At 33.6% G+C, this 12,824-nt stretch carries 14 protein-coding genes and 1 riboswitch; of the genes, 11 read left to right on the top strand and 3 right to left on the bottom strand.

Annotated elements, in window-relative coordinates:
• Nucleotides 1-51 precede the first annotated feature (51 nt).
• On the bottom strand, nt 52-420 hold the full coding sequence (locus ACJDUH_RS09495; RefSeq protein ID WP_406764915.1) for an iron-sulfur cluster assembly scaffold protein: 369 nt from the start codon (nt 418-420) through the stop codon (nt 52-54).
• Nucleotides 421-678: 258 nt separating this feature from the next.
• Here ACJDUH_RS09495 and hcp point away from each other — a divergent pair, with 258 nt between their 5' ends.
• Nucleotides 679-2,331, top strand: a complete 1,653-nt coding sequence (hcp, locus tag ACJDUH_RS09490) for a hydroxylamine reductase (protein ID WP_406764914.1) — start codon at nt 679-681, stop codon at nt 2,329-2,331.
• 199 nt (nt 2,332-2,530) lie between these two features.
• Here hcp and ACJDUH_RS09485 read toward each other — a convergent pair whose 3' ends face one another.
• Nucleotides 2,531-2,737, bottom strand: a complete 207-nt coding sequence (locus tag ACJDUH_RS09485; protein WP_406764913.1) for an alpha/beta-type small acid-soluble spore protein — start codon at nt 2,735-2,737, stop codon at nt 2,531-2,533.
• A 151-nt stretch (nt 2,738-2,888) separates the two neighbouring features.
• Nucleotides 2,889-3,007, top strand: a riboswitch (molybdenum cofactor riboswitch).
• Nucleotides 3,008-3,043: 36 nt separating this feature from the next.
• Between ACJDUH_RS09485 and ACJDUH_RS09480 the strand changes: the two genes are divergently transcribed.
• The 10 genes from ACJDUH_RS09480 to ACJDUH_RS09435 all read left to right on the top strand — a co-directional run bounded on the left by ACJDUH_RS09480 (nt 3,044) and on the right by ACJDUH_RS09435 (nt 12,307).
• Nucleotides 3,044-3,901 (top strand): ABC transporter substrate-binding protein, encoded by an 858-nt coding sequence (locus tag ACJDUH_RS09480; protein WP_406764912.1) that lies wholly within the window; start codon nt 3,044-3,046, stop codon nt 3,899-3,901.
• A gap of 13 nt (nt 3,902-3,914) precedes the next feature.
• A complete protein-coding gene (locus tag ACJDUH_RS09475; protein ID WP_406764911.1) occupies nt 3,915-4,571 on the top strand; it encodes an ABC transporter permease in 657 nt (218 codons plus the stop codon).
• On the top strand, nt 4,571-5,263 hold the full coding sequence (locus ACJDUH_RS09470) for an energy-coupling factor ABC transporter ATP-binding protein (RefSeq protein ID WP_406764910.1): 693 nt from the start codon (nt 4,571-4,573) through the stop codon (nt 5,261-5,263). Before ACJDUH_RS09475 ends, ACJDUH_RS09470 begins: the two co-directional genes overlap by 1 nt.
• Before the next feature lie 27 nt (nt 5,264-5,290).
• Nucleotides 5,291-6,247 (top strand): GTP 3',8-cyclase MoaA, encoded by a 957-nt coding sequence (moaA, locus tag ACJDUH_RS09465; RefSeq protein WP_406764909.1) that lies wholly within the window; start codon nt 5,291-5,293, stop codon nt 6,245-6,247.
• Between the two features lie 322 nt (nt 6,248-6,569).
• Complete coding sequence (locus ACJDUH_RS09460) at nt 6,570-7,049, top strand: 4Fe-4S dicluster domain-containing protein (protein WP_406764908.1); 480 nt, start codon at nt 6,570-6,572, stop codon at nt 7,047-7,049.
• Entirely contained in the window at nt 7,049-8,854 is a 1,806-nt protein-coding gene (locus tag ACJDUH_RS09455; protein WP_406764907.1) for an aldehyde ferredoxin oxidoreductase family protein, read from the top strand. The genes ACJDUH_RS09460 and ACJDUH_RS09455 overlap by 1 nt, the downstream gene beginning before the upstream one ends.
• 142 nt (nt 8,855-8,996) lie before the next feature.
• Nucleotides 8,997-9,266: a ubiquitin-like small modifier protein 1 gene (locus ACJDUH_RS09450; protein WP_406764906.1), complete on the top strand. Its 270-nt coding sequence runs from the start codon at nt 8,997-8,999 to the stop codon at nt 9,264-9,266.
• Between the two features lie 24 nt (nt 9,267-9,290).
• The gene (locus ACJDUH_RS09445) at nt 9,291-9,758 is read left to right on the top strand and encodes an NADH-quinone oxidoreductase subunit NuoE family protein (RefSeq protein ID WP_406764905.1); all 468 of its coding nucleotides are present in this window, start codon (nt 9,291-9,293) and stop codon (nt 9,756-9,758) included.
• Complete coding sequence (locus ACJDUH_RS09440; RefSeq protein ID WP_406764904.1) at nt 9,751-11,547, top strand: NADH-ubiquinone oxidoreductase-F iron-sulfur binding region domain-containing protein; 1,797 nt, start codon at nt 9,751-9,753, stop codon at nt 11,545-11,547. Before ACJDUH_RS09445 ends, ACJDUH_RS09440 begins: the two co-directional genes overlap by 8 nt.
• A 10-nt stretch (nt 11,548-11,557) precedes the next feature.
• Nucleotides 11,558-12,307, top strand: coding sequence for a 4Fe-4S dicluster domain-containing protein (locus tag ACJDUH_RS09435; protein ID WP_406764903.1), 750 nt, complete (start codon nt 11,558-11,560; stop codon nt 12,305-12,307).
• Between the two features lie 31 nt (nt 12,308-12,338).
• Here ACJDUH_RS09435 and ACJDUH_RS09430 read toward each other — a convergent pair whose 3' ends face one another.
• Nucleotides 12,339-12,704: a winged helix-turn-helix transcriptional regulator gene (locus ACJDUH_RS09430; protein ID WP_406764902.1), complete on the bottom strand. Its 366-nt coding sequence runs from the start codon at nt 12,702-12,704 to the stop codon at nt 12,339-12,341.
• Nucleotides 12,705-12,824: the final 120 nt, after the last annotated feature.

Raw genomic sequence — 12,824 nt, 5'->3', positions numbered from 1 at the left:
ATTATATGTCGTAAGTACCGGCTAATTTGTTCTTTTTCTAATATCACAAAATCACCCCACTAAGCCTTTGTACTGATTAATTGCATCATAAAGGGCATCAGCAGCTATGTTGGAGCATTTTATTTTTTCTTTGGGTAATCCTCCTAAAGCTTTTGCTACTTCTTCATTAGTTATTTTTAACGCCTCTTCAATGGTTTTATTTTTAGCCAATACTGTTACCATACTACTAGCAGCGATTGCTGCTCCACATCCAAAGGTTTTAAATTTCACGTCAGTCAAAAGACCATTGTTAACTTTGATATAAATTGTTATGTAATCTCCATCAATAGGATTTCCAACATGGCCCACTCCATCTGCATTTGTAATTTCGCCAAGATTTCTAGGGTCTGAAAAGTGATCCAAAACTATATTATTATACAAGACGGCACCTCCATATAAATAAAGGTAATTTATGTTTTATATGGGAAATAATAATTAACTTCATTATAAAACTAATTTAAAAAAAATAAAAGTAAATTAATTATTGTCAATTTATGCATCAATAAAATAAAACTTTAACAAAAATATCAAACAATTTGAATATGATGAATATTGTGATATGTTTATAATTAAATATAATTTTGCTAAGTAATGGATATACTATGCCCGTAAAATTTATTTATCTAAGGAGTGGTTTAAATGGAAAATTCAATGTTTTGTTATCAATGTGAACAAACCATGGGAGGAAAGGGCTGCACAAAAAGTGGAGTTTGCGGTAAAACACCTGAAGTTGCAAATCTGCAGGATTTATTAATATATCAGTTAAAGGGAATATCCTGCTACGCAAAGCCTTTAATTGATCAAGGAAAGCTAATTGATAAAGAAATAGTGAAATTTGTAGAGAATGGACTATTTACAACACTTACAAATGTTAATTTTGATGCTGAGGTTCATGTAAAATTATTAAGAGAATCACAAAAATTAAAAGAAAAAATTAGGAGCTTAGCTCCTGAGGGACAATATGCAGAGGCAGCAACTTATAATTTAAGTGATACTAAGGAAGAAATGCTTAAAGATTCAGTGAAGGCAGGAATTATGTATGATCAAACTCTTGATGCAGATATTAGATCTTTAAGAATGACTGTGATATATGGGTTAAAGGGTATTAGTGCTTATGGACATCAGGCAAGGTTTATTGGCTATAATAACGATCAAGTAGATCAATTTTACTTTATAGCACTTGAATCAACTACCAATGATAATTTATCATTAGATGAAATGATACGTATGACTATGAGAGTGGGAGATATGAGTGTTCAGGTAATGCAGACCTTAGATGAGGCAAATACTACAAGATACAAGAATCCATCACCTCAAAAAGTTAATGTTAATATTAAAAAAGGTCCTTTCATTATAGTATCTGGTCATGACTTAAGAGATTTAGAAATGCTCCTTCAGCAAACTGAAGGCAAAGGAATTAACATCTATACTCATGGTGAAATGCTGCCATCTCATGGTTATCCAGAACTTAAAAAATATCCCCATCTAGTAGGAAACTTTGGTTCTGCTTGGCAAAATCAACAAAAGGAATTTGATGATATTCCAGGTTGTATTCTAATGACTACAAATTGCTTAATGAGACCGAGAGAGACCTATAAAGATAGAATATTTACAACAAGTGTTGTTGGTTGGGACGGAGTAAAATACATAGGTGTTTCTGAGGATGGTACTAAGGATTTTAGTGAAATAATTAATAAGGCCTTAGAATTAGGCGGCTTTAAGGAAGATGAGGAGACTAAGGAAATATTAGTAGGTTTTGGACATGAAGCAACCTTATCAAATGCAGGCGCCATTGTAAATGCAGTTAAGGGTGGACAGCTTAGACATTTCTTTGTAATAGGCGGTTGTGATGGAGCAAAACCTGGAAGAAACTACTATACTGATTTTGCTAAGATGGTTCCAAATGACTGTATAATTTTAACCTTAGCTTGCGGTAAATATAGATTTAATAAGTTGGATTTTGGTACAGTAGCAGGCCTACCAAGGTTATTAGACGTAGGACAATGTAATGATGTTTATTCTGCAGTTAAAATTGCTACATCACTTGCAGATGCCTTCGAAACAGACGTTAATCACTTACCACTTACAATAGTGCTTTCCTGGTATGAGCAAAAGGCTGTAGCTGATTTACTGGCGCTTTTATCATTAGGAGTCAAGGGTATGTATTTAGGACCAAGTTTACCTGCATTTTTATCACCAAATGTTCTCCAGTATTTAGTGGATACCTTTAATTTAACTCCTATAAGTACTCCAGAAGAGGATTTAAAGAGTGCCTTAAGTCAAAGAGTATAAATATATAAATATATAAAAATAGCCACAAAACCTTAGTGTTGTTCGTCTTAAGTAAAATGAATTTGCGAAAACACATGGCCTTGTGGCTTTTCTTAAGTTTGAAACTGCTTTTAAACGCTGAGCTCATGCAGCATGTTTAATATATTACAGTTTTTTTTTCATACTAATAAAATTTTATGACAAGCTTTAATAATTTAATTTACTTATCAATTAGCTTTTTCTCAAAAGCCTCTACCATTTTTTTTGTCATAAGACCGCCAACTGGGCCGCCTGTAGCTCCATTTAATTTTGAACTTCTATCACCTTTATAACCATCATTATATTTTATTCCAATTTCAGTTGCATACTCATTTTTCATTTTATCAAGTTTCTCCTTTGCTTCAGGAACTAATGGTCTATTACTCAAAATAACACCTCCTTATACTTTTATTTTGAGTATTTTATCTAAGCATATACATAGAAAATAGTGTAAGTGTTTAAATTTTAACATACTATAATTTGGAAAATAATAATTTTTTATGCAGGAATAATTCAATAAATATCGAATACTAGAAATAAAGAAAAAATTTCTCCGAGTCATTAAACCTAAGGAAATTCTATGGGCTAATGACCGTTAGGGTAAAGATGGAAACGTTTTTGCCTTCCACTTTTGAAAAGGAGAATGTATTTACATTCTTCTTTCATATAAAAATATATGAAGGGAGTTTTATTAATGAAGAGGTTTTTAACACCAATACTTGCCTCAATTATTTGCCTATCATTTGCAGGTTGTACTCCAAAGACAACTCAAACTGCTGGCAGCACAACTGATACTGCTAAAACATCTAGAAGTATGATTTTATCCACTACAACAAGTACACAGGACTCAGGTTTACTTGACTATCTGCTTCCTTATTTTGAGAAGGACACTGGTATAAAAGTAAATGTTGTTGCAAAGGGCACAGGGGAAGCACTTGCCATGGGGAAAAATGGAGATGCAGATTGTCTATTAGTTCATGCAAAGGCTCAGGAACTTCAATTTGTTAAGGACGGTTATGGAATAAACAGACATGATGTAATGTACAATGATTTTATAATCGTAGGACCTAAAGCTGATCCAGCAGGCCTTAAAAAGGATGCATCAAATGATGCAGCTAAGGCTTTTAAAAATATTAGTGATACAAAGGCTGTCTTTATTTCAAGAGGAGACAACTCAGGGACAAATACAAAAGAATTAGCTGTATGGAAAACTTTAAATATAGAGCCTAAAGGCAGTTGGTATTTATCTGCAGGAAAAGGAATGGGAGAGGTTTTACAAATGGCTAATGAGAAGCAGGCTTATACCTTAACTGATAGGGCAACTTATCTTTCAATGAAGGATAAGCTAAATCTTGAAATTGTAACAGAAAAAAGCAAGGATTTATTAAATCAGTATGGAGTTATGATACCAAATCCTAAAAATCACAATATAAAGGAAAAAGAAGGAATGGAATTTGTTAACTGGATTATCTCTGATAAAGCACAGAAGCTAATAGCTGACTTTGGTAAGGCGAAATTTAATCAGTCCTTATTTATTCCAGATGCAAATTAGAGGATAAGACATAATGGATATTTTTAGCAACTTGGTGGAATTAAGGGGCATAATTACTATGTCCCTGTTTGTTTCTATATCATCAACTTTAATTGCCTCCTTATTAGGAATTTTACTTGGAATTCCTGCAGCCATAATGGAATTTAGATTCAAAAAAATATTAATAAGAATTACAAATACTCTAATGAGCTTACCTCCTGTATTAATGGGCTTAGTTACATATTTGTTATTATCAAGAAGCGGTCCTTTAGGCAACTTAAGACTGCTTTTTACACCAACTGCCATGATAATTGCTCAAACTCTGCTAATATTTCCTATAATATTTGGATTAGTATTATCGTCAATAGCTAAAACTGGAAGTGAAATAAAAAGAAATTGCTTGTCCCTCGGCGCATCTGATAAGGACATATTAATTGCTATATTTAAAGAAAGCAAAGTTCAAATTTTAACTGCTGTAACAGCTGGCTTTGGAAGGGCAATATCTGAAGTGGGAGCCGTTATGATGGTAGGCGGCAATATTAAAGGCTATACTAGGGTAATGACTACCTATATTGCACTTGAAACAGGAAAAGGGAACTTTAACAATGCAATTATTATTGGAATAATTTTACTTTTAATTTCATTTGTAATTAATTTTATATTGCATAAGCTGCAAGGAAGTGATAGTTAATGAAGGTATTTATACATAAAGCAGTTAAAAAATATAATAATAATGTAGTGCTTAATATTGATAATTTAAATTTAGAGAATGAAAAAATCTATGCTGTAATTGGGCTAAATGGCAGTGGGAAAACTACTTTAATGGAATCTATTGCAGGTCTTAGGAACTTAAGTTCTGGTACTATAAAATATAATGATTTAAATTTAGAGAAAGTTAGAAGCGATATTTCTATAATGCTTCAATCAAGTTACCTTTTTACTGGTTCAGTTTTATCAAATATTATTTGTGGGCTGAAGTTTAGAAAATATAAAGATGAGGAAATAAAAAGGAGATTAGCTAGATATTTAGCCATATTTAATATTGAAGAGTTATTAAATAAAAATAGTAAGAAGCTTTCAGGAGGTGAACAGGAAAAGGTTTGTCTGTTAAGAACGGCCATTCTTGAAACTGATCTTACAATTTTTGATGAACCAACCTCCAGTATGGATATTGAGAGTACTCTTAAGGCTGAAGAACTTATAAAAAATATGGCAAAGGAACAAAGAACTGTTGTTGTTATAACTCATGATATTTATCAAGCAAAAAGAATCGCTGATGAAGTTATTTTCATGGATAGAGGAAAAGTAATTGAAATAGGCAAGAAAGAAGACATATTTAATAATCCAAAGCACAAACTTGTTAAGGCTATACTTAATATATAATGATTTAAACTGTAGGGGATTGATTTTATGCAGGACAAGTATGGAAGAAACATAGACTATATGAGAGTATCTATAACTGATAGATGTAACCTAAGATGTATATACTGCATGCCTGAAAATGGTGTAGATAAAAAAGAACACAAGGATATAATAAGCTTTGAAGAAATATATAAAATAGTAAAAGCAGCTGGAGCTCTTGGCATAAGAAAGGTAAGATATACTGGCGGAGAGCCTCTTGTAAGAAAAGGAATAGTTGATTTAATAAATAAAACTTCTATGATAAATGGCATTAAGGAAATAGCCATTACTACTAACGGAATACTTTTAGATGATATGGCAGGGGATTTAAAAAGGGCAGGCTTAACAAGAGCTAATATAAGTCTTGACTCCTTAAATAAAGAAAAATATAAATATATTACAAGGGGAGGAGATCTTAACAAAATATTTTCAGCTATAGATAAATGCTTAAAAATAGGACTAGCACCTTTAAAGATTAATACTGTTTTAATGAAAGGAATAAATGATGATGAGATCAAGAGTTTCATCGAATTAACAAGAGAACTGCCAGTGAGCATTAGATTTATTGAGTTAATGCCAATAGGGGAAGCAGTAAATTTAAATACCTCTATGGTAAAAAGCGATGAGATTATAAAAAGCTATTCTGAGCTTTATGAGATAAAGGATATGAGTAATAGTGTTGCAAGATTATATAAGCTTAAAAATGCTAAGGGAACTATAGGATTCATTAGTCCCTTAAGTTGTAAATTTTGCAGCAGCTGTAACAGAATAAGATTAACCGCGTCAGGAACAATTAAGCCTTGTCTTCATTCAGAAGAAGAAATTGATATTAAAAATTATACAGGTGATGATTTAAAACTAATAACTAAACTTAAAGAATCAATCTTTGAGAAGCCAGAGGAACACCATCTAGAAAAGGATAAAGAAAGCAAAAGTAAAAGAATGATGTTTCAAGTTGGAGGTTAATTAAAATTTATTAAATATGCAGGAATTTAGCAATAAATGTAGAAATACTCATAAAGACATAATTGGAGTTTTATTACATATAAATTATTAGGGAAATATTTATATTTATAGACTCCGTTCTCAAAGGACCTAGAAAAAAGGCCCCAGAGACGATAGGGCATGAAGAGTAATTTTCATACCTGCCAGTGTGCGAAGGAGTTCATGTTGTAAGGATTAGTTTTTATTAAACTAGTGCTTTATTAACATGAGCTCTTTTTATATTTATTAATATTAATAAAAGGAGGTGGCGCTGATATCTATTTAAATGGATATCAGAATAAAAATGGGGAAAGTTTTAATTATTTCACCAGAAAAATGTACTGGATGTAGAACCTGTGAAATGGCCTGCTCATTTAAGAAAACTAATACCTTTAATCCTCAAAAGGCAGCTGTAACAGTATTTCAATATGATGAGGCTGCAATTTCCGTACCTATTATGTGTATGCAGTGCGAAGACCCTGCCTGTATGAAGGTCTGCACAGTAGGGGCAATTTATAAGGATGAAAATAGAACAGTACTAGTAGATAAGAATAAGTGTATTGGCTGCAAGCTGTGTATAAGTGCATGTCCATTTGGAAACATGAGCTTTAATTCTGAAGAAAAGACTATGGTGAAGTGTGATCTTTGCAATGGATCACCACTATGCGCGCAGTTATGCCCTTCCGGTACAATACAATTTAAAGAAGCTACACCTACTGAGCTTAATAAGAAAAAATTAGTTGCAGATAAGTTTATGCAATTATTTCAGGAGGTGAATAATTAATGTACGGATGGTTAGGTAAATTACTAAGAGTTAACCTTTCAAATGGCTCCATAAAAGAAGAGGCATTAAATTTTGAGGATGCAAAGCTATATTTAGGTGCTAGAGGCCTAGGGACAAAAATATTTATGGATGAAGTGGATCCAACGGTAGAACCACTTAGCGATGAGAATAAACTAATATTTTTAACTGGTCCATTAACTGGTACCCTTGCTTCTTCAGCAGGAAGATATGAAGTTGTAACTAAGGCTCCACTTACAGGAACAATAGGAGCATCAAACTCCGGTGGGCACTTTGGACCAGAGCTTAAGTTTGCAGGGTATGATGGAATCATATTTGAAGGCAGGTCAGAAAATCCAGTTTACTTATATATAAATAATGACAAAGTTGAATTAAGAAATGCTATGCATTTGTGGGGAAAGACAGTTTTTGAAACTACAGATGAGATTCTTAATGAGACGAATACTGGCGCCAGAGTTGCCTGCATAGGTCCTGCAGGAGAAAAAGGTGTATTATATGCTACCATTATGAATGACAAGCATAGAGCTGCAGGAAGATCCGGCCTAGGTGCAGTAATGGGCTTTAAGAATTTAAAGGCAGTAGTAGTTAAGGGCACTGGAAATGTAGAGGTTGCAAATCCAAAAGGATTTATGGCTTCCAGTTTAGATGCAAGAAATAAGCTTAGAGCAAATCCTGTAACAGGTACTGGACTTACAGCCTATGGGACTCAAATATTAGTAAACATCTTAAATCAATCAGGAGCACTACCAACAAGAAACTGGAGAGATGGTGGAATATTTGAAAATGCTGAAGATACAAGCGGAGAAGCACTATCTGACAAATATTTAGTAAAGAATAAGGGATGTTTTGCCTGCTCAATAGGCTGTGGAAGAGTTACTAAGATTTCCGAGGGCAAATTTAAAGGAATGGGCGAGGGCCCTGAATATGAAGCAGGCTGGTCTTTTGGGGCTGACTGTGGAGTAAAGGATTTGGCTGCTATTTGTAAGGCAAATTTTATATGTAATGAATATGGTTTAGATCCGATAACCTTAGGTTCAACCATTGCCTGTGCTATGGAGCTATATGAAAATGGAATGGTTAATAAAGAGGAATTAGGTAGAGATTTAAGGTTTGGAGATGCTGAAGGCCTAGTAGAGTTTACTAAGATGACTGCTGTAAGAGACGGTTTTGGTGACAAATTAGCTAAGGGCTCCTATAGACTAGCTGAAGAATATGGTCATCCTGAACTATCCATGTCAGTTAAGAAGCAGGAAATGCCTGCCTACGATGGACGTGGAGTACAGGGAATGGGCCTTGAATATGCTACTTCTAACCGCGGCGGCTGCCATGTTAGAGGATATATGACTTCTCCTGAAATACTTGGGATTCCACAAAAGCTGGATCCACTTGTAATAGATGATAAGGCACAGTGGCTTAAAATTTTCCAAGACTTAACTGCCGTTGTAGATTCTGCAGGTATTTGCTTATTTACAACCTTTGCTCTAGGACTGCCTGAAATTTCTGAAATGATAAGAACAGCAGTAGGAGTTAATTACACTGATGAAGAGGTATTAAGGATTGGAGAAAGAATATGGAACCTTGAAAAGGTATTTAACTTAAAGGCAGGCTTTACTAAAGCTGATGATACTCTGCCGCCAAGACTGCTTACGGAACCACTTAAGGACGGACCAGGTAAGGGGTTAGTTGTAAGGTTAGACGAAATGCTTAGTGAATACTATAAGGTAAGAGGCTGGAAGGAAGATAGTGAGCCAACTGAAGAAAAGTTAAAAGAACTAAGTATTATTTAAATAATAAAATATATTAATTTCTTAGGGAAACAATGAGTACATTTAATTAATAGAAAATAATTGTCATAAGCCAAGGCATTTATCCTCTATAAGTTAAGTTTATTAAATTGTTTCCCTAGAATTTTAAGTTTGGGGGCAGGTTATGAAGGTGAAATTCTTTGCCTATTTACGTGATTATACTAATACTAAGTCTTTAGATATTGAAAATTATGAAACCTTAGAGGAGCTTTTATATGAGCTATGTAATACTTTTGGAGAAAAACTAAAAAAAGCTATCTTTGATGGGGAAAATCTAAGTAATGAAATAATAATTATGGTAAATGGAAGACATATAGTTCATCTTGACGGGCTTAAAACAAAACTTATGGATAATGATGAAATATCGATTTTTCCTGTGGTAGCAGGTGGTTAAATAAATTGAAAGAAGTGAATTTAAATGAGTACTCTTAGCTTTAATGATATAATGGAAAAATATCCAAAGGAAAAGAGATATACTTTAGCTATACTTCAGGATATTCAAAGAAATTTTAAGTACATTCCTAAAGAAGCTTTAATAGCTTTATCCCTATACTTAAATACGCCAATTAGTAAATTATACAGCATGGCTACCTTTTATAAAGCCTTAAGCCTTTCACCAAAAGGCAAGAATATTATAACTGTATGTGATGGAACTGCTTGTCATGTTAGGTCTTCTTCAGTATTAATAGATGAAATTCAAAATTACTTACATATAAAGCCAGGAGAAACTACAGAAGATGGAATATTTACCTTGCAGACAGTAAATTGCCTTGGATCATGTGCAATAGCACCTGTAATGGTTATTAATGATAAATATTATGGAAAGGTAAGCACAAGTGCAATAAAAGAAATTCTCAAGCAGTATGAAGGTGAAGAAAATGAATGATGAAAGAGTAGTTTATGTTTGCTGCGGTACAGGTTGTCTTGCAAATGGCAGCATGGAAGTTTTTAATGAAATAGTTAAAAATATTGAAGATTTAAATATAGAAATAAGTGTAAAAACTATTGTAAAGGCAACAGGCTGTAATGGGCTATGTGAAAAAGGACCTGTTGTAAAAATAGAGCCTGATGGTATTTCCTACTTTAAGGTAAAAGCTTCTGATGCGGAAGAAATAGTTAGGAAGACAATATTAAAGGGAGAAGTTATTAATAGGCTTTTATATTATGAACCGACTTTAAAAAGAAAGGTGAAATCCCATAAGGAAAGTGAATTTTACAAAAGACAGATGAAAATAGCCTTAAGAAATATTGGAGAAATTGATCCTTTAAATATTGAAGATTATAAAAGAAATAAGGGCTATTTGGCTCTTAATAAGGCTATATTTCAAATGTCTAGAAAGGATATCATTACAGAAATTTCAGAGTCAGGATTAAGAGGAAGAGGTGGAGCAGGCTTTCCAACAGGGACTAAGTGGAAACAATGTGATAGCATTGAGAGTTTTCCTAAATACGTAGTTTGTAATGGAGATGAGGGAGATCCTGGGGCATTTATGGATAGAAGTATTATGGAAGGGGATCCTCATAGCGTAATAGAAGGAATGATAATTTGTGCCTATACTATTAGTGCAAAAGGAGGCTTTGCATATATTAGAGATGAATACTCCCTTGCAATAAAGAATATGTCAAAGGCTCTTATTGAAGCAAGAGAAAATGGGTATTTAGGTGAGAATATACTTGGCAGTGGTTTTAATTTTGACATTCAAATTGTAAGAGGTGGTGGAGCCTTTGTGTGCGGGGAATCTACTGCTCTTATGGCCTCTATTGAAGGAAGCACCGGAGAACCGAGAGCTAAATATATTCATTCTGTAGAAAAGGGCTTATGGGGTCAGCCTACAGTTTTAAATAATGTGGAAACCTGGGCTAATGTTCCTGTGATAATTGAAAATGGCAGTGATTGGTTTAATGCTATTGGAACAAATAAAAGCAAAGGAACTAAGGTGTTCTCACTAGTTGGTAAGGTTAAAAATACAGGACTTGTGGAAGTGCCAATGGGTACAAGCCTTAGAGAACTTATTTATGATATTGGCGGTGGAATTATTGGAGATAGAAAGTTTAAAGGAGTACAAATAGGAGGTCCCTCAGGGGGATGCATTCCTGAAGAATTTTTAGATTTAAGCGTAGATTATGATTCCCTATCAGAAGCTGATTCTATGATGGGGTCTGGAGGAATGATTGTATTAGATGATAGAACATGTATGGTGGATGTAGCAAGATATTATTTGAATTTCTTATCTGAAGAATCCTGTGGTAAATGTGTTCCCTGCAGAGAAGGGATAAAGAGAATGTTGGAAATTATTGATGATATATGCGAAGGCAGAGGAAGAGAAGAGGATCTTGAAGCATTAAAGGAAATAGCAGAAACAGTAAGCGAGGCATCCTTGTGTGGCCTTGGAAAGAGTGCACCAAATCCTGTAGTATCAACTTTGAAATATTTTCTAGAGGAATATATGGAACATATATTAAATAAAAGGTGCAGAGCAGGGGTATGTAAAGAATTAACTACTTTTTACATTGATGCTGATATGTGCAGAGGCTGCGGTTTATGCAAGATGAACTGTCCCACAGAGGCTATTTCTGGAGAAGTAAAGAAAGTACATTTAATTGATATAAATAAATGCAGTAAATGCGGCAGCTGTATAAATACCTGTAATTTTGATGCTGTAAAGGTTAAATAGGGGTGGAAGCATGAGAGTTTTAATTGATGATAAAGTATGTGAAGCTTCTTATGGTGAGTACTTATTACAAGTGGCAAAAAGAAATAACATATACATACCTACCCTATGTCACAGTGAGGCACTTCCAGGGGAGGGAAGCTGCAGGCTATGTATAGTTGAAGTAATCGATAAAGGTTATAGGAAGGTTGTAACTTCCTGCATATATCCAATCACGAAAGAAATAACAGTTGTTACAAATTCTAAAAGGATTATGAATATGAGAAAGACCATCATCAGGCTCTTATCAGCTCGGGTTCCTAATAATGAAACTGTTAGTAAACTAAGAGAAGAGTTTGATATCAAGGACTTAACTAGGTTTAGTACAGATAATATTGAGCAGTGCATCTTATGCGGACTGTGTGTAAAGGCCTGTGAAAAATTGGGTACAAGTGCTATATCTGCAGTTAATAGGGGTGTTACAAAAAAAATTTCCACACCCTATGATGAACCTTCTTTAGTATGTATTGGCTGCGGTGCCTGTGCTTATGTATGTCCAACAAAAGCTATAAATATAATTGAAGATGATGGCAGGAGAAGGATTTGGGGAAAGGAATTTCAGCTTATAAAGTGCGAAAGCTGCGGTGAATATTATGCTACAAAAGAAGAAGTAGAATTTAGTACTAATAAGCTTAACGAGACAAGTATCCAGAATATTTGCAGAAAATGCAGGAAAAAATTTAATGCTGAAAAATTTAAAGAAATATATACTGATTATAAGTAAAGAGGATAAATTAATCCTCTTTACTTATTTTTTAAACAGAAATATCTTTATTTAAAATATTTTCCTTAAGCAATCCATCATTCAAATAGCCGCTGCCAAAGGAATGCATCATCTCAAGTATAGGTAAAATCCTTTTACCTACTTCAGTTAAGCCGTATTCTACTTTAGGTGGAACTACAGGATATACTTTTCTATATATAAGCTTGTCCTCTTCTAAACTTCTAAGCTGCATTGTAAGCATTTTTTGTGTAGCATTAGGCAGCCTTTTTTTTATATCACTAAATCTTAAGCTTTTGCGGCTTAAGTACCATAATATTAATATTTTCCATTTGCCAGAAAGCAAATCCTGCACTAATACCATAGGACATATTTCATATTTAAGACATTGATCCTTCATATAACATTCCTCGTGTAGAGGCTCTTTGCACAGCATTTTATTTATCAATCTTTTCACCTGCTTAATAGAATTATTACATAACTAGAAAAAGGTTAGCTGCTAACTAAAAATAAATACACA

Origin of the sequence: Candidatus Clostridium radicumherbarum, from assembly GCF_045310525.1 — a bacterium.
GTDB lineage: Bacteria > Bacillota > Clostridia > Clostridiales > Clostridiaceae > Clostridium_AT > Clostridium_AT radicumherbarum.
The sequence above is the reverse complement of the archived record's forward strand: the minus strand, read 5'-3'. Positions and strand labels throughout refer to the sequence as shown.